Genomic DNA, 22,662 nt, shown 5'->3' with positions numbered 1-22,662 from the left:
CGAACGGCATTGTTCGTGTCTGTGTATGCTCTGGATTCATATTTTTTACCTGCCTTTATTAATATTAATGCTGTTCTGGCGGCGTGTTCTGGGCGGCGTTGGCCTGGGCGCCTGTGATCTTCCTCGGTATGAAGACCCTCGTGACTGCTGACCTTGCGTACGAGTTGAGCCAGGTTGTTGAGGTGCACGTGGTCGGAAAGGTGCTTGTTGTTGTGCACCTGGATTTTGCTGTCGTCCAGGACTTTGAGGCCTCCCTGGTGATGGTGATCTCTGGAATTGAGATCCTCGCGATTGGAATGGTCGTTGTGGTGGCTGATTCCTTGTTGGAGAAGTCCTGTTTTTTTGTGGTCTTCTCTGTTGAGGAAGAGGCTGGGCTGCAACCACAGTCACCTCCTGGCGATTATGAAAGAGTTGGTGCGCCTGGACGATATTATAGCTTCCCTTAAGTATCTGTAGGGCTTCTTTCAGGTTAATAAATGGATCTATTCCTAAAGCAGCATGCGGCAATTTGAAGACGCTAATGATAAATCCGTCTTCGGTGCGCAGACAACTGGCAGCCTTGCTAATCAGTCTGGCTGCTTCACGAGCATCCATGCGCATGTCGTTGACAATAAGATCATATTGCCTGCCTTGTTGAACAGCATCCTCTAGATAATCTTCGGCATAGCCACGATAGTGTTCAAGCCCTTTGCGTTGCTCCAGGCGAGGGTCGAGTCTGGCTGGATCGACTGCAATAACCTGTAGACCAGCATCCAATAAGAGTCGTGTCCATCCCCCTGGTGCAGCACCCAGGTCGAGTGCCTGTCCATGTGAGGGCAGTATAACACCAAAGACCTCTAAAGCTTCAAGTAACTTGAATTCTGCACGGCTAATCTGCTCTTGCGTCTGGGCATAATGGCGTGCTCCCCCTGGCCATGCACTAAGGTTTTCTTCAGCCGTTGAAATGCCAAGATATCCTTTTTGCATTGTGCAAAGGAGTGAGATAATAACCTGTGGTTTTTTTATATCTTCTACGGCCCCTGTTTCTTCTACAAGAGCTTCCGCAAGTGCTTTATTGATCTGACCGCCACTATAAGCACGAGAACCCTGACTCTTATCGGTTTGTAGCAAACGGCTTTGGACAGCAAAATGAGTGCCACGCTCAATCTGGGTAAAACCTGGTAATTGAACCGTAGCTAGTGCGATTGTCCCTAAATCCTCTTCGCTATTATTAATATCAACTACAGTGTGAACAGGGGCTATATGGCGTGCAAATGTTGGATGTGTTTTACTCGCTATAGTCATAAACCTTGCCATATCCTGAACATGGCAGAGGATAATGCCAGGTGCTATTTCACCTTTACTGGCCAAACTATTATCAAGATTATGTAATTCTTTCAATGCCGCATCGGTAAATTCTGGCTGTGCAGTTACCAGGCATAAATTTTCTGTTGTACTCACAATCCTCCTAAATATCTCCCTCTCACAAACACCCCGTCTGGATCAAATTGATGTTTGAGTCGCTTCATCATATCAAAATCTGCCCGTGGTTCTCCCCACACACTTAGATGCTGTTTGAGTTGAGTTGAGCAGCGTTCCAGCACCAGATTACCTTTATTGGCCTGAGCAAAATTACGTAATGTGGTAATAGCAGTAATTATTCTGCTCATGGCATTATATGGCCCAAGTTCTACATAGGCAATGCCATTACCTGCATGAGCTACAATATTCGCAATCAAATGCTGATGCTTGCAGATAGTCTCGACCTGATCAATCAACCCGGCTATCCGAGTCACTGGCAGATTAATTTTACAACTCAATGCACTTTGTATCTGCAGGCTAATCATTTGCCAGAAGCGTTCTTGTTCTTGTCCCTCTAAGTCTTCTCGTAGAAAGGCATGATGGGTTTGCGCAATTTTGAGTGCTTCATTTATCTGTCGTGTCATGGCTATTGTACTATTTTCAAAGTTAACTGCCAATGTGTAGCCTGTCTCTGGAAGAGAAAAAGCAAAGAATGGGGACGCATCTTTGGGTCCTTGAAGGGTGAGCAGTTCAATAGCGCTCGGGGCTAGCGTAGATGAGGTAAGGCCAATTGTAGCCTGCATAGCATCTTCAATGCTTTCAAAAGTGAATAGAAGAGTTCGTTCAGCCGGTGCTAATGGATAAAGTTTAAAATTTGCTTCTACGATAATACCGAGTGTCCCAAATGATCCTATATAAAGTTTATTCAGGTCATAGCCCGCAACATTTTTAACCACTCTACCACCACTATGGCTGATTTCCCCATTGGCCTGAATGACACTCAGACCAATCACCTGGTCGCGTGCGCTACCATAGCGCAGTCTTTTGGGGCCACTATCATTTGTTGCTAAGATGCCACCAATGGTTGCTGTTTCTGCATTAGGAGGATCGAGAGCTAACCGCTGTCCTTTGTTTTTAAGTTGTGCCTGAAGTTGCGCCAGCGTTATACCCGCTTCTGTGCGACATGTTAAATCAGGTGCCTCATGCTCCAGGACATGATTAAATGCAGTTGTTTCAAGGAGCGCATTAATATGCGCTGGCAAATCTCCTATTGACATATGGGTACCATTGCCACGAGGCAGTACGCTGAGTTTTTGAGCATGAAAAAATTTGACGATCCTGGCTGCCTCTTCAATTGTTTGTGGCTGCATAAGTATGTCTGGTAGGCGATCATCGACAGTATAGTCGAGCAACTGGATTGGATCGTCTATGCTATGTATTTGTGGAAACTGTTGTCGAAACAATGGTACAAAGGGAGTTATCTCTGCCATAAAATCCTTCCATATTCAGTACCGATTAGGAAATAGAATGGTTAGAGCTGTTTAACGTCGGCGCAGCGTCCTGGTAAAGGGAAAAGTTTGCCCGGGTTGAAAAGCTGATCTGGATTCCAGGCTGTCTGGACTTTTTTCATAATACGCAGGTCAACTTCAGTGAAGATCAAAGCCATTTCCGCTTGTTTTTCCAGACCCACGCCATGTTCTCCGGTAATCGTGCCACCGACGGCCGCACAAATCTCAAGAATTTCATGCCCTGCCAACCGTACACGTTCTAATTCACCTGGGACCTGGGCATCAAAGAGGATGAGGGGATGCAGATTGCCATCACCAGCATGAAAGACATTGCCAACCTTCAGTTGATAACGCCGGCAGATCTCGCTAATGCAACGAAGTACATAAGGGAGCTGGGTGCGGGGAACCACGCCGTCCTGCACATAAAACTCGGGACTGATGCGCCCTACGGCACCAAAGGCATTTTTTCGTCCCGCCCACAATAGTTGACGTTCGTTTTCATCTGCAGCGATACGTACAACCCTTGCCTGATTTTTTTTGCAGATAGCGACAATTTCTTCTATCTGAGCGTTGACCGCCTCTCTCATCCCTTCTGTTTCCATCAAGAGGACGGCGGCGGCATCCAGCGGATAACCTGCATGGGAATCGGCTTCAACGGCCTGGAGAATCAGTTGATCCATCATTTCAATTGCAGTTGGGATAATTCCAGAAGCAATAATCTCTGAGACAGTATTAGAAGCATCCTCAATGGTATCAAAAACCGCAATCATCGTTTTAACATCTTCAGCTAACGGGACTATACGTACAATAATCTTTGTCACGATGCAGAGTGTTCCCTCTGAGCCGACAAGCAGTCCAGTAAGATCAAAACCAGGGGTATCATAAGCCTCCCCACCAATTTCCAGGATCTCTCCCTCAGATGTCACAATTTCCAATCCAAGGACATGGTTAGTGGTAACTCCATAGACCAGGGTATGGGGGCCACCCGCATTTTCTCCGACATTGCCACCAATGGTACAGGCACGCTGGCTACTTGGATCGGGCACATAAGCATAACCGTGTGGATTGAGAGCTTGATTTAGATGGATATTCACCACACCAGGCTCAACAGTTGCGCGGAGATTCTCATAGTCTATTGCTAGAATGTGGTTCATGCGTGTGAAGGTAACAACGATCCCCCCATAGATTGGTATTGCTCCACCGCTGAGACCTGTACCAGCGCCACGAGGCACTACCGGGATATGATAGTGAGTTGCTATTTTAACAATGGCTGCTACTTCCTGAGTACTGGCAGGTAGTACAACAATATCCGGACGTGCACGTTCGATAGAAGCATCATATTCATACAAAGCAAGATCATAGAGGGTATGAAGAACGTAGGCTTTGCCTGACACTTCCTGCAGAGCTTTAATAACCTGTATTTTTGTCTTCTCTGACAATCTGGTGTATGGTGGTTCTGTGGTGGTCGTGAAAGGCTCTTCTATGATGCTCATCTTGCGACCCTGCTTTCCTTCACTACTAGTAATGATGAACATTTCTAATATGCTGATGATACCATGCATATCAGAAAATGTGAAGTATAACCTCATAATTCGTGAATTGCAGAGATTTTATATATGCTGAATTATTTCTTGCTTTATCATACCCCTTAATATCAATGGTGCGAGGCTGGCCAGTCTTTATGCACGCGCCTGGCCTTGATCAGAAAAGCCTATTTCTGACTCTTTTTACAACTATTTTAGCAAGCGTTGGGGAAGATACTGTTTGTGTGCATTTGCCAACTCATCATATACTTTTTCAGCTTTACTATAGGACCATACCAGCGGATTAGCCGCCAGAGCTTTGATTGCATCTTTGCGGTTTCCCCACAGCGCAGCCCGTGCTGTCGCACCCTCGTATTCCGCTAGAGTCGCTATCAGACCTTTCTGGTCAATGCTCAGCCCTCCATCTTCTTGCATAAGGGGAGCGGCCCCACGGGCATCCACGCGGCAAGGTAATTCAACCACACGGTCATCTGCCAGAAAATTCAGCGAACCTTTGTTAGGAACATTGAGTACCCATTCTTCACCTGTGTCTTCCCGAAGAGATCGAATGATAGAAAGAGCAAAGTTACTGGATCCCAGGTTACCTGGCACACCGGGTAAGCGTGTGAGATCTGGATGTTTTTTATCGGCCTCCTGTTTATAGGCCTGGATCACACTGGGAAGTTGCGCTAAAAGAGCTTCTGTTTGTGTTTTTGCTTGTTTTTGTTGATATTCAAGGACAATTTCAGGAAAATAATAATAATACATATGATAAGATGGAATAGCATTATAGCGAGCTGTCAGTGTCGCCAATAAAATGAAGGCATAATTTTCTTCAGTCATGGCTGGCTGATTTTGAATATACTTTTCACACCACTCAATGACCTGGTCTAAAATATTTTCACCTTCACTCCAGATCGCCGTGGTCCAGTTACCCGTACTTAGACCGACCTTACGTGGATGGGGACGTTTAGGATGCTCGAATTGAATGCCAGCGCGTTGAGCAATCATTTCTGTTTTCGTAAATGTGCTGTCGCCAAGGCCAATAACACGTATACCACTATAATGGGAGATTGCTTCGGTTGTAATATTGCTCGGACTTGTATAGTTGAGCAAAAAAGCCCTGGGTGCTAGTTTTTCTATTTCGGCTGCGATGCCAGCAATAACTGGAGCAATTCGTAAAGAATGAAAGAAGCCACCCGCTCCAACCGTATCCTGTCCAATAAGATTATGGCGTAGGGGGAGCTTTTCGTCGATAATACTGGATTGTAGACCACCTGTCCGGAAAGTTGTCAGAATAAAATTTGCATCTTCTATCGCTTCCTCTTGATTGGTCGTTTTCGTAAGCTGCACATCTATTCCCGATTGTTGAAGTAAATTTGTGCTAAGTTTATAGATAAGGTTCAGGCGTTCTTCATCTATATCCATTAACGTAATCTGGCAGCCACGTAATACTTCGGGATGTTGAACAACGCTCTGCATGAAAGCTGCGCAATGCAGGCTGCCACCACCAATAATGGTGATTTTAGCCCTATGGCTGTGATGAACAGAGTTTTTTGGCTTGTTCGCTTGAGACATCATAGCTTTTTTCTCATTCTATTTTAGCTTGTGATTTATTGCCAACATTATGTACTTTACTACATTTCCTGGCAAGAGAAGTTGGCTTGCCTACAATAGTAACTACGCATCAGCGTTTAAAGAAGAGTCTGCGGCACCACCAGATGGTAAAGGTAAGAACTATAGCAAGCAAAGAAAGTATAATCTTACGTGGAAGATCCACTGAATTTTGAGCAATTTCCGCTGTTGCAGGAGGAAGCGGATTTTCTGTGGGCTTGCTATTATTTTGAGATAATGGAATATGTACATCTTTCCATTTTGACTGAGGATAGTTTTTTTGCACCTGTGAGCTTTGTGGCTTATTTGTTAACTGGTCGTCATTTTGATCAGAAGACTGGCTGCTGATTTTATTTTGTGAATGTGTCATGACGGTTTTCTTCTTTGTTGATGGGTGTGTTTTCGGAGTGGCGGTTGGTGTACGTCGATGGGTGCTGGGCGTAGAGGTGGATTTTGTTGGTGTAACAGTTGGTGTTATCGTATTACTCTCGCCAAGGGTCGGATGTTCAGTTATATGCCAGGCGCCATTCCCATCGGGTATACGAGCATAAGCATTATCCTGGACGAGCTGAGGAATTGTTACTTGATCGACAACCACACCATTGATTGTTAATCTTAATAATGAGTTTATCCCAACCTGTGTAAATAGATTTGTGGGTGGAAATATAACTATAAAGCTGTGAGCAGGAATTGAGGTAAGTGAAAAATTGTAGATGCTTGTATTTGGACCGCTATCAAGGTTTGCATGCGCAAGCTGGAAAGCTTGAGCAGATGCATTATAGAGCTCAATCCAGGGAGTTTTTGTGGTAATGGTACCTGTAGAAGGCACACAGTGCAGTGTTGCCGCAACTGGAAGAAAGAGTATCTCATTTAGATAAATGGATCCCTGAGGTGTAGATACTGGTGTAGCTTCTGGTGTTATGTTTAATGTATCGGGTTGACAGGCCTGAGCATAGGCTGATTGGGAGGAGGGTAGGATGACAGCAAAAAAGGCCACGCTCAAAATCAGGCTCATACAACAAGTAATCATAAAGATCCTCACAACTCCACCTCTTCCTCACACTATATCTTACTACTATGTTGTAAAAAGCAATCATCTATTACGATATACAGAGAAACAAGGTATTGAGTTAGAGTAAAAGATCGAGCGTATCCTCTATCCTGTACTCTGGAAGCCCTCAATGTACCATGCTGGCTGCAATATAGTAAGTATGATTGCTTAATATATTATTTAGAACGTGACCACTGCGATTATCGAACCAACTTCTTAATGGAAGCACATTTTATATACTCACAATAAAAATTTTACTGTGAAAGATATTTAAAAGGCACTTCACGTTTGCTTGGGAATCTGTCCTGAAGTGTGCGGCGGACGGCTTCTACGCTGCTCTCACCAAGTGTAAAAGCAATAACGGAGCCGATTACAATTCCACAAATACCACCCAGGGCAATTCCTTCCAGGAACAAACGGTTACGAAAAAATGTCATCGTCGCCACCTTTTCTACACATAGTATTATTGTAGGTAAACAACTGTTTTTGCTTCACTCCAAAGGCGTTCTAATCGATAATATTCGCGCTCTTTAGGCCCGAAGATATGGACGATAACGCCGCCAAAGTCGAGGAGCACCCATCCTGAATCGGCGCTACCCTCTCGGTGAAGCAGCATAGCTCCCTGCTTCCCTAAATCTTCGTCAATGGTATCGGCGATGGCCTGTATCTGACGATTGTTGTTGCCACTACAAATAACAAAGTAGTCGGCGATGACGCTCACATCTCTAATATCGAGTAAGAGAACGTCGGATGCTTTTTTGTCAGACGCTATATCCGCGGCTGCCTTTGCTTGTTGATCTATATCTAACAGAACTCCCTCCACGAGTGCTCCTATGTATTTCACATCTAAGACGATGTGATGTAAATTTGTTCATAACAAATTGTATCAATTGTCGTATCCGCATTATAGCATGGTCGGCTATATCTTGTTAAGAGGCAAATGACCCAGGAAATTTGTCCTCTCGGGATTTATTACTGCCTGTTGCTCCTCTCTATCTAAGTAGTACTGACAATTTACAACTGGACATTTCTTCTGGTGATGCCGTCCACGGAAACTGTTTGCAAAAGTTCGCGTGCTGTTTTACCACTGCGTGGATCAATCACATCCGGAGCGATTTCAGTGAGCGGTACAAGCACAAATGCTCGCTCGTGCATCCGAGGATGGGGTAGGATCAAGTTATCTTCCACGTGTATAAGTTCCTCATAAATGAGGATGTCAATGTCTACTGGTCGTGGTCCATTGCGAATAGTGGGTTGACGTCCTAACTGTTGTTCAATTGTTTTGGCTTGTGTTAACAGTTCCCGAGCGGTAAAGGAAGTATGCCCATAACAAACAATATTAAAAAAACGTGGTTGATCTAGATATCCTACTGGCTCGGTTTCATAAACAGAAGATATATTCTGAATATCTACAACCTTTTGTAATTCCTGAAGTGCCTTACGGAGTTGCAATTGACGATCTCCAAGGTTGGAACCTAACGCCAGATAGACCGTATGTTGGGTTGCCATGCTTGTTTCTTTCTACATTGTTATGAACCAGAATATGGGCGATCATGACCACAAATTCGCTTTTTAATGACGTTTTTTCTATCTGTACTAAAGACGAATAAAAGCATTAAAGCGTTGTAGGTTAGCACGTAGGTCCTACTTTTTGCGCTGAAATGTGCGATTTTCTCAATCAATCCGTTTGTTTTTTGAATATAGCCAGATGTTTAAAAATGGCTTCGGTTCCATAGTTGTTATCTCCTCCTACTAAAAAGCCAACCAGGCCAGCTTGATACGTAGAGTCTGTAAATGCGGAGACAGTGAGTTGTTGATTCACATAGACTTGAAAATGTGAGCCTTTAGTAACAATGAGCAAAGTGTTTAGTTGTCTATAATTTTGTTGTAGCGCGCCAGTGTAGGTCCAGTCTATTAAGGTAAGCCATCGAGCGGGATCATTGCCACGTGCTCGTTGCAGACGATATGCACCAAAGCTATTCATTTCCAGGGCATAGAAGGATTTGCTATAGGGACTTAAGCGAAAGATAACTCCACAAAAATCTCCGTAGAGCATTTGGACCTGGGCAGAAATTACGACATTAGTAAAACTTTGTTGGTTAGAATAACACCAGGCAACGGCATGTGCCAGGCTGGCATGAACATGATATCCCTGAGGTGTGAAATAGCATTGGCTTCCATCATTAATCCAGCCGGCGCTCCTTCGATTCAAGTCATCGTAGTAAAGAATTTTACCTGCTCCTACCGCTGCTGTGATCTCGGTAGTTGTCTGAATACGTGCTTGAGCAGCCAGGGTAGATTGGGCATGAAGATGAGCAATTTCTGTTGCCGTCGCATTGATGTGTACTATATTGTGTGGCGTCGGTCTTGGCCGAGGTCTGGGAGCCGGTTGGATGTTCCAGATGAAAAAGAGCGGTAAGGTAATACAGAGTGCTACTACTAACGCGAGCAAAATACTGTACAATGGATTGAAACGCTTTTTCTTTTTGAACATTTCTGCTGTATAAGGAATAAAAGAATCATTATCCCTTTCTAATGGGAAAAGTTGGGGTTTAGTAGATGGGATATTGAGCTGAGTAGTAATCTGCTCAATGGCAGCCATCGTATTATCTGTTTGTTGTTGAGTACCCTGACTATAGCTAATTTCGTTATCGCCACTAAAAACGCAGGCCAGTGCTTCTTCTCCTAAATCGCGTGTCCGCTTCTGAATTAGCGCCATTTTGTATGCAAATGCAAAGGACTGAGCTTCTTGAAAACGCTCTTCTGGAGCTTTCGCAAGCGCTTTTAGCATCACTTCTTCAATGGCTGGTGGAATATCATTGTTTAACTGGCTAGGTGGTAATGGAGGAGTTTGAATATGTTTTAAGGTGACACCGACAGGAGAGTCAGCCATAAATGGAACTTTTCCCGTCAGCATCTGATAGAGGATAATTCCAAGAGAGTAAATATCACTGCGAAAGTCATTGCGACCATCTGATTGTTCGGGGCCATGTATTCAGGCGTTCCCACCATTGCACCCGAATGAGTTTGAAATTCGGCCTCAATTTTGGCTTTCGCCAGACCAAAATCTACCAGATAAGCATGTCCATCGAGCCGCAGCAAGATATTTGAGGGCTTAACATCACGGTGAACTACTCCATGCTCGTGGGCATGTTGTAGAGCAGAGGCGATTTGTTCTAAAAAACTACCAGCCTCTTCTAATGTCAAACGTTCGCGTTTATGCAGGTAGTCACGTAGCGTACCACCTTCTACAAAAGGCATGACCAGATAATACCAGGGACGTTGTTCGCCAAAGTCGTACAATGGCAAAATGTGATCATGAGAGAGTGCGCCTACCGCGCGCGCCTCTCGTTCAAAACGCCGGACGAATGGCTCGTCACTTCCATAGAGGACTTTTACCGCGACATACCGTTTAACACGGCGATCGTAACCGAGGTAGACTTCAGACATTCCTCCCTGGGCCACACGAAACCGTAGTTCATATCGTCCTAACTTTGAGCCTTCTAACCCCTTCATCGATCCTCACTCCTACTTTCCCCTCATCCGCCCAGGTCAGTTGCGTTGTCGTCCGTCATTGTGACGGGGGTATGTATATGTTAGAAGGAAGAGAATGGGATATACTCCCTTCCCTCTTCCTTTTTCAACTGTTTATGGGAGACACTTTGTACTAACGAGCTACCCAATAGCGTTCCAGGCGAATTGTCTCGACTGGTCGGATACTTTTTGCATAGCTATCCATGGCCTTGTGCATAGCTTCCTGACTACCAAAATTCGAAGTGATCTGTGAGCGATACATACTGGCCGCCTCCACTTTTAAAGGCAACATCTCAGAAATCTCGACCAGAGTGTATTCAAATTCTCCACCAAGTTCTTGTAGCCGTGCCTCAAGAGCACCGGGTTCACGCTGCACATAGGGGAAGTCTTCATAGAAGTAGACTTTCGCGCCACGTTGCACCAGGCGATCAACTGCTGAGCAAATGATCTGGTGATCGACGTGCCGACCGATACCTAGTGGAGCATACCAGGAAGTATCAGGTAGTCTATCATGGAGTTCTACCAACAAATTGCCAAGCTCGTTATCGAGGCTGCGGTCGGAAGGATGTACCTCGCCACCCATAAGCTGCTCTTTGTTCGTATAGTAACCGGGATTACCACGATAGATAGCCTCTGGATGATCCAACCATAAATAATCTGCTTGTAAGTAATCAAGTGCCTGAGCATCTTCTTTCTGACGCTCTTCCATAACCCGAATCGCGCCTTCAGCGTCCCCTGCTCCCCAGTCACGAATGACCTGCAGTGCCAGAGGGCTTAATTTTTGGGTAGTAGAAGGTCCCCCCGCAAAAGGAGTAATGATTAATGGATGTAAGCCAGAGCTGACCTGAACGCCAATGGTACCCCCACATGAGTAAACTACATCATCCAGATGGGGAGCCAGAAAAATATGGCGATAGTTTTTTGTTATATCGTTAGTGCTTGTGAGTCGCAACGCTTTATTTCCTCCATACCTATAGTTTTTGCCACCATAGTATACACGATCTGAACAAGTCGAGTTTTTATTAAGGTAAACGTACACCTTCCTCAGTAACATCGAGTAAGCCATCTTTTATCAAGCCATTAATGATTTTCTGCAACCAGTCATGATCCTGTTCGCTAAACTCTGGCTTAATCTGGGGCCTAGCGTTGCTAGAGGGATACGTTGATGATGCGGCAAGGAGCGGAGCAGATCAACGATGCGCCCTCGGAAATAGCGATTAGTGCTGGTAAACGGTTGTGCTTGATAGTTGCTTTTTTTCTCAGCTACTTTGCGCAATTGGCGTAAGACAGTTCCCGATGGAAAAAGGCTATACTGGCTCATTTCAGCATAAGCTGCACAACTTGCTTGTAACGGACATTTTCCACAGAGGGGATTGCCACTGTTACAAATGGTTGCTCCCATATCCATTAAGGCTTGATGCCAATTGTAAGCTTGCCCGGCAGGGAGCACCTGCTCAGCAAGTACAAGCATCTGTGCATCATTAACTTTGGGTTCGGGATGTTCAAGGCCCAGAAAGACACGATGCAAGACACGGCGGATATTGGTATCGACAGTTGCAACTTGTTTATGATAGGCGAAACAGGCAATCGCCCCTGCTGTATAGCGCCCGATCCCCTTGAGTTTGAGCAGCTCCTCGATAGTATCAGGGATACGCCCATCATATTCAGCGAGCACTTGTCGCGCAATCGATTGCAAGCTAATGGCACGTCTGTTGTATCCCAGAGGAACCCACACGTCAATAACAGCAGCAGTTGACGCTGTTGCCAGGTCAGCCAGGGTTGGAAATGCTGCCAGGAACTGCTGGTATTTTGGCAATACGCGATCAACTTGCGTCTGTTGAAGCATAACTTCTGAGACAAGGATGGCGTAAGGGTCACTTGTTATGCGCCAAGGTAATTCGCGCTTTTCCTGCTCATACCATGAGAGAAGCGAATTTTGCACGCTGGCAACTCGATCAGGTGCCAGTTGTACAGCTGATGTTGAGGACGATATATGTTTACCCATGAAACCTCAGGACTTGCTTGAGTGTGTCTTAGGCCCTTCCTGGCTTTGAACGTTTTGGGAGGCTTCCTTGTCCTCGTTACGTCGACGTACAGTCAAGGTAAAAAGCGTTTCGCCACCTTCTTGCCAACATTTTGCGTCGGGAGCAGGCAAATTCTCGCACTGAACCCACCCGGATGCATCGCGCAAGACATGACCTTTCACGCACTTTGCATACGCAATGTATTCATTTAAGTCAGGATCACCCGGTTTAACGTTGGGTGAAGCAATCTTTGGAATAAAAAATCTACACCAGGGCACGATTATGTACCTTCCTTATGCATTTATAATGATAAAATAGGCCTTGCGGTATAATGGCTACCCTTATTTGGTGAGTAGTGTCAGGGCAAAAGCCAACATCTTTCTTTAATAAAAAGAGTAGAAGATGTTTCCTTTTGGTATCGTGGTCGTTTTTACTCTTCTGATACCTGCGTTTCCGGTAATTCGCTCTGTACTTACACCCTCTTGCAGGATCTCACCAAGAAACTGAAAAAATTTGGTAGCTTTGCTCATTATAGCGCATTTAACGACCCTGAGTCTATAGAATTAGCTCATATCCACCAAGTGTCCTGAGTCCTGGTTGATTGCGAGCCCGTAAATTGCCACCGATATATCTCTGCTGAAGATATCAATAAACCATATGAAGAAACTTTCCCCGAAATTTGAGAGAATTCTATGGTTTCTGGCTGATGATTACCAGACGGCTTTCAAGTGTCAGAGGACTTGCATCCAGGTCGCCATAGTAAGCTTGCAGTTCGAGTCCGGCTGTTGAGAGCATTCTCGCCAGTTCTGTGAGGGTGTACATACGAATGGATTGGAAGTGCTGGCGTTGTTTTCCTTCAGGCTCAATCAGAGTAATACGTACTTCATTATGACTTGTTAAAAGGTCAACATGGCGTTCTTCAAGTACGATGAGCCCATCTGGATAACGAATAATGCCATGTGGTGCTGTTGTGCGAATTACACGCGGTTGATAGCTTGTTTCCAGCAGAAATAAGCCTCCTGGTTTGAGAGCTCTGGCAATTTGCTGAAGCACTTTTTGATTTTCATCATCACTACTAAAATAGCCAAACGAGGTGAACATATTAATGATAGCCGTAAATTCGTCAGAAAAATGAATATTACGCATGTCACTTTCCAACCAACGAAGCTGCAGATTTTGTTCGCGAGCATTAGATTGAGCCCTTGCCAGTAACACCGGACTTAAATCCAGGCCTGTGACCTGACAACCATAGTGTGCTAGCGCCAGGGCATGACGACCATATCCACAACACAGATCGAGCACACTATCACCGGGTTTGAGATGTAATAGTTTAATGACCGCCTCGATATCCTGAAGCGTTTTTGTATGTGGAAGAAAAGGCATATAGAGTCGCACATAATCTTCACCAAAAAATGATTCGTACCACTGAGTATCACCCATACTATGAATCCTTCCCAAAGGGCTGTATGACTAGCTCTATTTGGAATAGAACGTTTCAGCATCCTTTTTTTTGTCCATAGAAACAAAAGTTCTAGTGATGACATAGTTGAAACTATTTTGCAGCCTGACAGGAGACTTCGCTGACACAATTGAACAGCATACTTTGTGTAATATGCATGAAGTGGCCTTGTATTGTATACTTTGATTGCAGATGAGAAAGAGAAAGTCGTTGTGTAAGAGCTTTTTTATTGAGGACTACTTCATTAGTAGAAAAGTTTTTGAAAATAACTTCACCTTTTATCTAAAATAAACTTTCTCTATCATGTGATCTGTACTATAGAGGAGTATAATGCGTGTTAGCTGAAGAATTAATTGTGGTTGATGCTGCATCCCCTTTGTGGAATACTGCACGTCCATTACTGGATATTGCATTGAAAATAGAACAGCAAAACGGCTCTTTTTCATGGCACGGCTGGCAAAAAGAGCCTATTGATACTTTTTTGCAGAGTTTACCTGTACATTGTGTGTTGATTGCGGGCGTCTGGCAGGAGGATGCTGCACGGGAGCAAGAATCCTTATGGTTAGGATGTATCCTGGAAGTGCGTGAAGGTGCCGTTTATTCTGTGCGCACTTTTACGGCTTTAGAGGATGCAGGCTTACCTCCTGTGGCACAGCTAGAACCAGGGTTCGCTCATGCTCAAGAGTTACTCCAGCTTGTGAAAAGCTCGATTGCTCCCGTTGCATGGGCTCTTTTTACAGACAAGGCGACCTGGGATGAATGGCTTCTGGCCGACAAAGATGATCAGCAGTATATCGATAAAGGCCAGTTGCTGTCTTCGCTTGCTCAACAGGGTCGCTGTGTTTTGTTAGGAAATCAGGTTTCTCATCATCGTCATCATTTATAGGTAGGAACATACTTTATGCAAGATTACACAACACCGCTTGTCTGGAATCCTATTCTCAGACAATATCTTGTCAATGCAGCCCATCGCATGAACCGTCGTGAAGGTACCAATGAGTGTCCTTTTTGTGCTGACATCACGAGTGGTCGTGTTAGTCCAGATACACAGGTCTGGCTCCATCCTAATGATTTCCCGCCGTTGAAGCCGCCAGTTGGTGAGGCACATGTTGTGATTTACAACCGGGATCATAACCGCACTTTTACACGACTTACTGTGGATGAGGTTTTTGAAGTGACAAAGCTCTGGCGTGAGTTGTACCGTGATCTGTCCTCCCGTTATCCTACTGTCATGATTTTTGAGAATAGCGGTGCCTCAATAGGACAGACACAGAACCATCCTCATGGACAGGCCTATGGTGTTTCAGTTATTCCTTCAATTCTGGAGCGGGAGTTAGAAACTGTTGTTCTTGATTATGAAGCGGGTAGTGGTTGTCCTTTTTGCCGTGTTCGGGAAGAATTAAGCGATGGCGAGCAGCAGGTTACGGAAAATACCACCTGGCAGGCTTTCTTACCGCCGTATGTGCGCTATCCTTATGAAACTCATCTATATCCGCGTCGCCATGTTGCTAATATCGGTCTTATGCAAGACGATGAGCTGCGAGATCTGGCTGAAATGATGTTACAGGTCATTCGTGGCTATAACGCCTTGAGCGATGGAGAGATGGAACCCATGCCCTATCTTTTAGGACTTCACCAATTGGCAGATGAGCGCTTTCACTTTCATGTTGAAATCCTGGCGATTGGACGCGCACCTGGCAAGCTGAAATATGCTGCTTCTTCTGAGTCCGTCTGGGGATTGTGGGCCAATGACTCAGCACCCGTTCAGAAAGCTCAAGAACTGCGAGAGTCCATAGAAAAAATAAAAGGAAAGTAAGACATAATGGATTCAACAACGCTGTTGCCTCCGGTAAAAGAGGCTATAGAGCAATTCCCCCACCACTTTCATGAAGATGCTGCGTCATATGCTAGCCCATTGGGAGCAGCCTGGGCGCCAGGACGTGTAAATTTGATCGGAGAGCACACGGACTATAATGGTGGCTATGTGCTACCCCTGGCTGTAGATCGTGTATCGGCTTTCGCTGGTCGCACGCGCAATGACCAGACAGTTCGTCTCTGGTCCACACATTTTAATGCGTATGCACAGTTTTCACTTGCTGGCTTGCCTGAATCCTTTGAAGAGCAGCGTGAAAAAATACCTGGTTGGGCTCGCTATGTGCTCGGTGTTGCTACTGAGTTAATCAAAGCTAATATCACCCTTAAAGGATTTGACGCAGTGATTACTGGTGATGTGCCACTTGGTGGTGGTATGAGCTCTTCTGCTGCGCTGGAAGTAGCATCAGCCCAGGCTTACGCGCTCTTTTCTAATCATTCCTTCTCAATTGGTGAAGACAATGCAACGTTAACACCACTTGAAACTGCTGGTTTATGCCAGAAAGCAGAACAAAATGCCTCAGGCTTGATGAGTGGTATTTTGGATCAGGCCGCCTCATGCCTTGGTCAACCACGCAAGGCTATTTTGTTAGATTGTCGTTCTCTGGAGTATCGATATCTACCTTTTGAAGATCCTGGCGTGTCTGTCGTGGTTATTGATACTGGTGTACGCCGTGAACTGGCTTCCTCTGCTTATAATGAGCGGCGAAAACAGTGTGAAGAAGCTACCCAGCGAATTCGCACATTGATATTGGAAAATGAGCCCGATAACACTGAAGCCAGGTCGATAAAAGCGCTACGTGATATAACTCCAGAGCAATTCGAGCAATATAAAGGCCAATTACCACAGATTTTACAGCAGCGCGCTGGATATATTATTGCTGAGAATGAGCGTGTGCTACAGGTCGTGAAATTATTAGAAGCCGGTAAAATTGAAGAGGCAGGTAAAATTCTTTGGCTTGGTCATGCGGGCTTACGCGATGAATATGAAGTGAGTTGTAAAGAATTAGACGTGCTGGTTGATATTGCCAGAGATGTTCCAGGCGTTCTAGGAGCCCGGATGATGGGTGGTGGTTTTGGTGGCTGTACCATCAACCTGGTGCGCAATGAGGCCGTTGATGCATTAAGCCAGGCGGTTGAGCGTCATTACCAGGAGCGTACAGGTCGTCAGGCAAGTATTGACATCTGCCGTGCCGCGGCCGGACCCAGTTATGTCCTTTTTGAAAATTAAGCATGCCCTATAGCCTTTTATAAGAAAAAAGTAGACCATTAGCGATCGATGTTAATGAATAATCGCCAATAGTCTGCTTTTTTTCTTATAGATTAATGTAGTTACATATAAAAATTCAAGCACTCAGGATAGAGCATGTTCTTTTTGTTCATTGGATTGATAGGCTGGTTGAGTGTTATAAAAGATCAACATATAATCACCAATGATAAACTTATCTCCTGTGACCAATTGTTGACCTTGTTCTGGGACCAACTTTCGCCCATTCACTATTACCCCATCAGTACTGCGACAGTCATAGAGTATATAATCGATTTTCTCTTTACAAAGCAATGCATGGTGCCTTGATACCGCATCATCCTGATCCAGGACTATATCACTTGAGCCTGCTCGTCCTAGATAGATTTTGGGTTGAGTGATAGGGTAGACGAAAGGTTCCAGTGTAACGGGAGGAGTGATGACCAGATAGGCGTCAAAGGTTGGAGGCTCATTGATTATGGTTGCGAGTGGCTCCGTATCAGGCTGCTCATCTTTTTTTTGTTCCCTTTCTGGTTTGGTGGTTGGTTGTGCAGGTTTGATCGGATCAATTTCTGGGGAATCAATGGTGTAGCATCTGGTACTGGTTGTGCAATATCAGGTTCAAATGGTAAAGGTCCCGCTGGTAAAGGATCTGGCACTTTGGGGACTGGCTCTGTAGCTGGTTCAGGCGTCGGCAGAGGTTGTGGGATGGGGGTAGGATGAGGTTGAGGTGCATCAGGTTCAATACGACGTATTGGTTCTGTCTCTGGTATGAGTGGTTTTTGTTCAGCATTTTTATCCGGGGTAAGCGAAAAAATTTTGAGATTGTTTGATGCTGATACGCTTGTATTCAAAGCTTTGGTCAATGCCTGCGCAAATGCACTGACGTTAATGAAGCGATGCGTGGAATTGGGACTCAAGGCTCTTCGAATGATATTTTCTAATTCATAACTTACGGTGGTATTGAATGGCAATAGCGATGGAATTATCCCTTGATTCTTGTTATATTTAATTTCTTCAGGACTGCCCAGGAACGGAGGGCGTCCCGCCAACCAGAAGTAGAGCAGAACCGCCAATGCATATTGATCACTAGCCGGTATAGTTTGTCCCTCAAATTGTTCTGGTGCGGTTGTGCTGGGGAAAAAGGTTGACCGTGGTTGTCCCATGCTACGTACAAATGTAGCTAATGAACTATCTGCAAGTAAAAAAGGATTTTGTTTTGAGTTAGGTTGAGGAGATTGTGTGAGGATCAGGTTGGAAAAAGTGACTGATCCATGTGTGTAACCAAGGCTATGAATAGTTGTAAGCGCGTTAGTAATGTGCACTGCGTAATGAACTGCGATTGGAGCGTCAAATGGAGGGCGGAACCAGGCGCGTCCTTGCTCGTTAAGTAGTGAGCCATATTCAGCATAGATACGGGCGATGAAGAGTTGTCCATGCCACTCACCATAATTGAATATGGGAGCAAGTTGAGATTGATTAAGGTGACTCAGGGCATTGATCTCGCGATAGAACTGGCGCCGTGCTATATCAGGAAGCGGCGCCCAGGGGTGAATGAGCTTGAGCAGCACTTTACGTCGTTGTCGTGTGTCCTCTGCTAAATAATTGATACCAGCGGTACCACTACCTGAGGAGTGTAAAATACGATAGCGTTCAAACTTTTGGCCTTCTTCCAGTGCTTGCATGCTATAACCTCATTTTGACTCAAAAACTCGTTGCATTTGCGTGCTATTGTATCATATCAGCACATTCCGGTGTAGTTATGAAAGAGGAAATACCTCGATATAGTAAGTATAATCCCCTTTCATTATTGAGATTTATTGGCTTACTCGTTTGGTAGAATATCTTCAATAGCGAAGCGTGGATATTTTGCATTCACACTTATTATTTATCTAGCCCCTCACTAACTGATGTGTCTGTACCACTATGGTGCTGATCTTTTTTATGTTTTTTATGCACGAGGAAAGCAATAACTACCCCTAGAATAATAACTACAGCAAGTATCAAACTGATATTTCCTGCCATGCGTTCGACCTGTGCAAAATTATCATGAAAGATTCTGCCAGCAAAGTAGCCGAGCAAGGCATAGAGAATGGACCACAATATTCCTCCTGCAGCATTATATACGAGGAATGTGGGCCAATGCATTTTATTTACTCCCGCCAGAAACGCTGCCCAGGCACGCAGAACAGCGACAAAACGTCCCAAAAAAACGGTCTTATTACCATGTTTGGCAAAGAAGAGTTCAGCCTTCTTCATGCGTTCCGGTTTGAGAAAGATATAACGTCCATAACGATCTATAATTGCTTTGCCGCCCGTGTGACCAATTAAGTAACCGAGATTATCTCCAATAATGGCACCAGCAATTGCACAGATGATGACAATAGGTAGCGAAAGATCATGATAAACGGCAGCATAGAATGAAGCTAGAAGCAGCATTGTTTCCCCAGGTAGCGGAATTCCTGCGCTTTCAATCATAATGAAAAGTAAGATTGCCGCATAGCCATAATTATGCAAAAGATTTTGTATTAGCTGTAGAATATTAAAATTGGCTACCATCATTGTGGCCTGGATAGGGTGAGCATTGGAAAAAAACAGGGACAATTTTCGCATCGCAAATTCCTCCTTTTTATAGTACTGTGATAGTGATCGAGATAGATACGTTTCCTCATAAATATGACCACAGTCAGGTTTGATTGACAGGGAGTTACTTTGCTATCTATACTGATGTCGTGCCCAATGCTGAAGGAAAGAGGACATCCGGGTAAGCATGTGACATTTACTCTGGCCAAACGTCCCAATCTATGAACATACGCTATACAATTTCTTCCAGGCATGAGCATAAACTTATAGAGTAGGTCTAAAGATGATCGCACCTCATACAAGCACAAAACGTATTTCTCTCTTAGATATCGTTGTGATCTTTATTATGGCGGGATTGCTGTATTATGGAGCTTCCTGGCAGATTTTTGCGACCAATACAGATGCAGCAAAATATCAATGTTATACCCGTGCTTTCTGGCATGGCACATCGTCCTTAAATATATTTCCGCCAGGGCAATGTAATTTCCTTACACATCCTAGCAAGCAGTTAATACCAATTCCTCACAAAGAATTGGTGAAGAAGCTAACTGATGTAGGATTGCCTTCTGGTCTGGTTCAATTTGTTGATGGTCAATCTCCGAGCCAACCATATCATGCGCTACCTTATGAGTATCCAATGTTGACATTGGTACCCTTTACACTTTCATTGCTCGTCCCAATGCATTTTTTCCAGATTGCCTTTGCTTTCTGGATGCTCGTAGTGGCTGCCCTGGTTTATCTGGTACTGCTACGTTGGCGCTCGCGGCGTGCAGCGATAGTGTATGCTTTCTTGTTGATCGTTGGTGGTTGGGAACGGTGGCCGGGCGCTTTGATATGATCCCTTCTGCCCTGACCCTATTTGGCGTCATTTGTGCAATGAGGAAGCGCTGGAACTGGGCTTTTGCTCTTCTGGCTTTGGCGGTCCTGTACAAATTCTATCCTGTTGTCTTGTTAATCCCCTTCTTAATTGCGCAACAAAAGGATTCGGAACTGTCCTGGAAATCCTGGCGTCGTCTGGTGCCTTTGGGGGTATTTGTCCTGGTATGTGTTGTGGTTATGGGTGTTTCGTTGCTACTAAGTGTTGAGGGTACTCTTTCTCCTTTCAGTTACTTTACAACACGACCAATTCAAGCTGAATCATTGCCAGCATCCTTGCTTTGGATTATGAGCATTGTGCTCTCTAAGCCCGCGCACTATGCTTTTACCTTTGGATCATTAAACATTTTTGCTTCCGGTGCTTCTGTCCTATCTATACTGTTTAGCATAGCGGAACTGGTAGGGATCTTGTATGTTTTCTGGCTGCAATGGCGAGGAAAGATTGATGTTGCTACAACCTGCCTGTTGATCTTACTTGTTGTGATGGTAACTGGAAAAGTCTTTAGTCCTCAGTATTTAATCTGGGTTATTCCCCTGGTCGCTTATGTTGGTGAAGATCGACGCTGGTGGGTGATCTGCTGGGGATTAATCGGGTTATTGACCACGTGGATTTATCCATACATCTATATCATGACCCATAATATCGAGAAGGTTCCTTATCTGGCACCTTTCTTTCCCGCTACCACCATGAGAAATTTCTTATTGGCAGCCTTTGTCCTGGGTGTATTGCATGTGGCTACCTATAATCGCTCACAGCAACCAGTGTTTATGAGTGAGCCGGAAACAGCAGTAGATGATCCTGCTCACGCTGTAGCTACCGAGGGGTAATGATTCGCTATAATGAAAGAGGGAGCGATGGTTTTTGCAGGCCATCGCTCCCTCTTTTCTTATTTAAACCATCCATTTGCCCATTACAAAGAGCAGACTGAGAGCGGCAAGCAGCGCTGGAAAGATCCAGAGAAGCGCCTGATGGAGGCGGGGTCGTGAAGCTGTAAACATGGCCAGCGTAATAAAGGCTGGAAACATCTCTAACACAAAGCGGCGATTAGAGATAAACGGATCTCTTTGCCCGATACTCGAAGAAATCAAGATACTTAGCAGTAGCAAAGAAATCCAGATAGTATAGGTAGGGCGGAGCTTTTTGCGTCCGGCAATAACCAGGCTAATAAAGGATATTGTGGCTGTCGCATCAATAAGAATGTGGACCTGATTGAACGAGCCAAAAGGTTGATGCCAAAAAAGCTCGAAAATTGTTTGTATAAAGCCCTGCCATGGCCAGCTTGTCTGACGTGACCAATGGGCTTGCACACTCACAAAGGTAAGAAAATTTCCCGTCAAGGTCCAACAATAGATGCTATAGAGTACCATACCTAGTGGAATGAGAAGTATAGGAAGGCTACTGAGCAACAACTTTTTCTTATCGATCATGATGCGCTCTCGTGCCAGCCACAGCTCATAGAGATAGGGAGCGGTTAACATGATGCCAGCACTGCGTGTCAGGGCTGCCAGCAGTCCTAAAACGCCAGCTAGCCACCATTTTTGTCTCCGCAGTGCTAGCAGGGTGCCACTGCTAAGGAAAAGAAAGAGTGACTCATTGTATGCTGTGAAAAAGAAAAATGCCGTAGGAAAGATACAGAGATAAAGTATACTGCGGCGCGCAACCTGATCGCCACCACTATCTGCTGCCAGATGATAGAGAACAAAGAGCGAAGCCAATAAGGCTGCGTTGCTGATAAGCATTCCTAAAGGGAGGTAACTCCAGTCTCCCAGTACATGGCCTGGAATGGCGATGAGTAAAGAGAATAAAGGGAAAAAGGCCAGGTCATAGGGAGGTTGATAGCCAAACTGTGCGATATGCACATAGATTTTAGCATCCCATTGATTCCAACCATTCAGAAAGGTACTGAAAGCGACTGGAGCCCCCGAGTATTTATCCTGGGTGAGCAAGATGTAGCCAAAATATGTGACGAGTACGAGTAACAGGCGTGTAGCCAGAAAGAGCCAGAGTATATCTCGTGTTGGTGCACGTTTCATAAGGTAGCCTATCCCAGGTGAGTATTCTATATATTGTCGATATTCTAAAGAGCTATC

Annotated in this window: 22 protein-coding genes; 5 read left to right on the top strand and 17 right to left on the bottom strand. The window is 44.9% G+C overall.

The window, feature by feature from the left end:
- Positions 1-45: 45 nt before the first annotated feature.
- The 13 genes from KDW_RS00210 to KDW_RS00150 all read right to left on the bottom strand — a co-directional run bounded on the left by KDW_RS00210 (position 46) and on the right by KDW_RS00150 (position 13,975).
- Positions 46-1,440, bottom strand: a complete 1,395-nt coding sequence (locus tag KDW_RS00210) for an SAM-dependent methyltransferase (protein ID WP_151754105.1) — start codon at positions 1,438-1,440, stop codon at positions 46-48.
- The gene (locus tag KDW_RS00205) at positions 1,437-2,771 is read right to left on the bottom strand and encodes an FAD-binding oxidoreductase (protein ID WP_151754104.1); all 1,335 of its coding nucleotides are present in this window, start codon (positions 2,769-2,771) and stop codon (positions 1,437-1,439) included. Before KDW_RS00205 ends, KDW_RS00210 begins: the two co-directional genes overlap by 4 nt.
- A 41-nt stretch (positions 2,772-2,812) precedes the next feature.
- Positions 2,813-4,282: an FAD-linked oxidase C-terminal domain-containing protein gene (locus KDW_RS00200; protein ID WP_151754103.1), complete on the bottom strand. Its 1,470-nt coding sequence runs from the start codon at positions 4,280-4,282 to the stop codon at positions 2,813-2,815.
- A gap of 240 nt (positions 4,283-4,522) precedes the next feature.
- On the bottom strand, positions 4,523-5,893 hold the full coding sequence (locus KDW_RS00195; RefSeq protein WP_151754102.1) for a family 4 glycosyl hydrolase: 1,371 nt from the start codon (positions 5,891-5,893) through the stop codon (positions 4,523-4,525).
- Between the two features lie 106 nt (positions 5,894-5,999).
- Positions 6,000-6,956 carry a hypothetical protein gene (locus KDW_RS00190; RefSeq protein WP_151754101.1) on the bottom strand — a complete coding sequence of 319 codons (957 nt, stop codon included), beginning with the start codon at positions 6,954-6,956 and terminating at the stop codon, positions 6,000-6,002.
- A gap of 275 nt (positions 6,957-7,231) precedes the next feature.
- Positions 7,232-7,414: a hypothetical protein gene (locus tag KDW_RS00185; protein ID WP_151754100.1), complete on the bottom strand. Its 183-nt coding sequence runs from the start codon at positions 7,412-7,414 to the stop codon at positions 7,232-7,234.
- Positions 7,415-7,440: 26 nt separating this feature from the next.
- Complete coding sequence (rsfS, locus tag KDW_RS00180; RefSeq protein ID WP_233097563.1) at positions 7,441-7,800, bottom strand: ribosome silencing factor; 360 nt, start codon at positions 7,798-7,800, stop codon at positions 7,441-7,443.
- Positions 7,801-7,991: 191 nt separating this feature from the next.
- The gene (gene folK / locus KDW_RS00175) at positions 7,992-8,486 is read right to left on the bottom strand and encodes a 2-amino-4-hydroxy-6-hydroxymethyldihydropteridine diphosphokinase (RefSeq protein WP_151754098.1); all 495 of its coding nucleotides are present in this window, start codon (positions 8,484-8,486) and stop codon (positions 7,992-7,994) included.
- 169 nt (positions 8,487-8,655) lie between these two features.
- Positions 8,656-9,870 carry a hypothetical protein gene (locus tag KDW_RS00170; RefSeq protein WP_151754097.1) on the bottom strand — a complete coding sequence of 405 codons (1,215 nt, stop codon included), beginning with the start codon at positions 9,868-9,870 and terminating at the stop codon, positions 8,656-8,658.
- Positions 9,871-9,887: 17 nt separating this feature from the next.
- Positions 9,888-10,493, bottom strand: coding sequence for a serine/threonine-protein kinase (locus KDW_RS00165; RefSeq protein ID WP_151754096.1), 606 nt, complete (start codon positions 10,491-10,493; stop codon positions 9,888-9,890).
- Positions 10,494-10,644: 151 nt separating this feature from the next.
- Positions 10,645-11,463, bottom strand: coding sequence for a PIG-L deacetylase family protein (locus KDW_RS00160; protein WP_162004830.1), 819 nt, complete (start codon positions 11,461-11,463; stop codon positions 10,645-10,647).
- A gap of 120 nt (positions 11,464-11,583) precedes the next feature.
- Positions 11,584-12,516, bottom strand: coding sequence for an A/G-specific adenine glycosylase (locus tag KDW_RS00155; RefSeq protein WP_198925125.1), 933 nt, complete (start codon positions 12,514-12,516; stop codon positions 11,584-11,586).
- Between the two features lie 709 nt (positions 12,517-13,225).
- The gene (locus KDW_RS00150; RefSeq protein ID WP_151754094.1) at positions 13,226-13,975 is read right to left on the bottom strand and encodes a class I SAM-dependent methyltransferase; all 750 of its coding nucleotides are present in this window, start codon (positions 13,973-13,975) and stop codon (positions 13,226-13,228) included.
- Positions 13,976-14,328: 353 nt separating this feature from the next.
- Here KDW_RS00150 and KDW_RS00145 point away from each other — a divergent pair, with 353 nt between their 5' ends.
- The 3 genes from KDW_RS00145 to galK are packed head-to-tail and all read left to right on the top strand — an operon-like array spanning position 14,329 to position 17,097.
- A complete protein-coding gene (locus tag KDW_RS00145; RefSeq protein WP_151754093.1) occupies positions 14,329-14,880 on the top strand; it encodes a hypothetical protein in 552 nt (183 codons plus the stop codon).
- A gap of 15 nt (positions 14,881-14,895) precedes the next feature.
- The gene (galT, locus tag KDW_RS00140) at positions 14,896-15,810 is read left to right on the top strand and encodes a galactose-1-phosphate uridylyltransferase (protein ID WP_151754092.1); all 915 of its coding nucleotides are present in this window, start codon (positions 14,896-14,898) and stop codon (positions 15,808-15,810) included.
- Positions 15,811-15,816: 6 nt separating this feature from the next.
- Complete coding sequence (gene galK, locus KDW_RS00135; protein ID WP_151754091.1) at positions 15,817-17,097, top strand: galactokinase; 1,281 nt, start codon at positions 15,817-15,819, stop codon at positions 17,095-17,097.
- Between the two features lie 123 nt (positions 17,098-17,220).
- Here galK and KDW_RS35625 read toward each other — a convergent pair whose 3' ends face one another.
- From KDW_RS35625 to KDW_RS00120, 3 genes are all read right to left on the bottom strand, one after another.
- Complete coding sequence (locus KDW_RS35625; protein WP_371876238.1) at positions 17,221-17,514, bottom strand: FHA domain-containing protein; 294 nt, start codon at positions 17,512-17,514, stop codon at positions 17,221-17,223.
- 74 nt (positions 17,515-17,588) lie between these two features.
- Positions 17,589-18,797, bottom strand: coding sequence for a serine/threonine protein kinase (locus tag KDW_RS00125; RefSeq protein ID WP_151754090.1), 1,209 nt, complete (start codon positions 18,795-18,797; stop codon positions 17,589-17,591).
- A gap of 199 nt (positions 18,798-18,996) precedes the next feature.
- Positions 18,997-19,725, bottom strand: a complete 729-nt coding sequence (locus KDW_RS00120; RefSeq protein ID WP_151754089.1) for a DedA family protein — start codon at positions 19,723-19,725, stop codon at positions 18,997-18,999.
- A gap of 253 nt (positions 19,726-19,978) precedes the next feature.
- Between KDW_RS00120 and KDW_RS31470 the strand changes: the two genes are divergently transcribed.
- Together KDW_RS31470 and KDW_RS00115 are read left to right on the top strand one after the other, a co-directional pair.
- The gene (locus KDW_RS31470) at positions 19,979-20,533 is read left to right on the top strand and encodes a hypothetical protein (protein ID WP_162004829.1); all 555 of its coding nucleotides are present in this window, start codon (positions 19,979-19,981) and stop codon (positions 20,531-20,533) included.
- Positions 20,530-21,399 (top strand): glycosyltransferase family protein, encoded by an 870-nt coding sequence (locus KDW_RS00115; RefSeq protein ID WP_233097562.1) that lies wholly within the window; start codon positions 20,530-20,532, stop codon positions 21,397-21,399. The genes KDW_RS31470 and KDW_RS00115 overlap by 4 nt, the downstream gene beginning before the upstream one ends.
- A gap of 63 nt (positions 21,400-21,462) precedes the next feature.
- Here the strand turns inward: KDW_RS00115 and KDW_RS00110 are convergent, their stop codons facing one another.
- Positions 21,463-22,605: a mannosyltransferase family protein gene (locus KDW_RS00110; protein WP_151754087.1), complete on the bottom strand. Its 1,143-nt coding sequence runs from the start codon at positions 22,603-22,605 to the stop codon at positions 21,463-21,465.
- Between the last annotated feature and the right edge of the window lie 57 nt (positions 22,606-22,662).

The sequence above is a fragment of the Dictyobacter vulcani genome, assembly GCF_008974265.1.
Lineage (GTDB): Bacteria > Chloroflexota > Ktedonobacteria > Ktedonobacterales > Ktedonobacteraceae > Dictyobacter > Dictyobacter vulcani.
This window is presented reverse-complemented; position numbering and strand designations above follow the sequence as displayed.

What these genes read in the sequence shown, in the direction of transcription:
- KDW_RS00205 (WP_151754104.1), bottom strand. Translation starts at nt 2,771, where the DNA reads ATGGCAGAGATAACTCCCTTTGTACCATTGTTTCGACAACAGTTTCCA.
- KDW_RS00200 (WP_151754103.1), bottom strand. Translation starts at nt 4,282, where the DNA reads ATGAGCATCATAGAAGAGCCTTTCACGACCACCACAGAACCACCATAC.
- KDW_RS00195 (WP_151754102.1), bottom strand. Translation starts at nt 5,893, where the DNA reads ATGATGTCTCAAGCGAACAAGCCAAAAAACTCTGTTCATCACAGCCAT.
- KDW_RS00190 (WP_151754101.1), bottom strand. Translation starts at nt 6,956, where the DNA reads ATGATTACTTGTTGTATGAGCCTGATTTTGAGCGTGGCCTTTTTTGCT.
- KDW_RS00185 (WP_151754100.1), bottom strand. Translation starts at nt 7,414, where the DNA reads ATGACATTTTTTCGTAACCGTTTGTTCCTGGAAGGAATTGCCCTGGGT.
- folK (WP_151754098.1), bottom strand. Translation starts at nt 8,486, where the DNA reads ATGGCAACCCAACATACGGTCTATCTGGCGTTAGGTTCCAACCTTGGA.
- KDW_RS00170 (WP_151754097.1), bottom strand. Translation starts at nt 9,870, where the DNA reads ATGGCTGACTCTCCTGTCGGTGTCACCTTAAAACATATTCAAACTCCT.
- KDW_RS00165 (WP_151754096.1), bottom strand. Translation starts at nt 10,493, where the DNA reads ATGAAGGGGTTAGAAGGCTCAAAGTTAGGACGATATGAACTACGGTTT.
- KDW_RS00155 (WP_198925125.1), bottom strand. Translation starts at nt 12,516, where the DNA reads ATGGGTAAACATATATCGTCCTCAACATCAGCTGTACAACTGGCACCT.
- KDW_RS00150 (WP_151754094.1), bottom strand. Translation starts at nt 13,975, where the DNA reads ATGGGTGATACTCAGTGGTACGAATCATTTTTTGGTGAAGATTATGTG.
- galT (WP_151754092.1), top strand. Translation starts at nt 14,896, where the DNA reads ATGCAAGATTACACAACACCGCTTGTCTGGAATCCTATTCTCAGACAA.
- galK (WP_151754091.1), top strand. Translation starts at nt 15,817, where the DNA reads ATGGATTCAACAACGCTGTTGCCTCCGGTAAAAGAGGCTATAGAGCAA.
- KDW_RS00125 (WP_151754090.1), bottom strand. Translation starts at nt 18,797, where the DNA reads ATGCAAGCACTGGAAGAAGGCCAAAAGTTTGAACGCTATCGTATTTTA.
- KDW_RS00120 (WP_151754089.1), bottom strand. Translation starts at nt 19,725, where the DNA reads ATGCGAAAATTGTCCCTGTTTTTTTCCAATGCTCACCCTATCCAGGCC.
- KDW_RS31470 (WP_162004829.1), top strand. Translation starts at nt 19,979, where the DNA reads ATGATCGCACCTCATACAAGCACAAAACGTATTTCTCTCTTAGATATC.
- KDW_RS00115 (WP_233097562.1), top strand. Translation starts at nt 20,530, where the DNA reads ATGATCCCTTCTGCCCTGACCCTATTTGGCGTCATTTGTGCAATGAGG.
- KDW_RS00110 (WP_151754087.1), bottom strand. Translation starts at nt 22,605, where the DNA reads ATGAAACGTGCACCAACACGAGATATACTCTGGCTCTTTCTGGCTACA.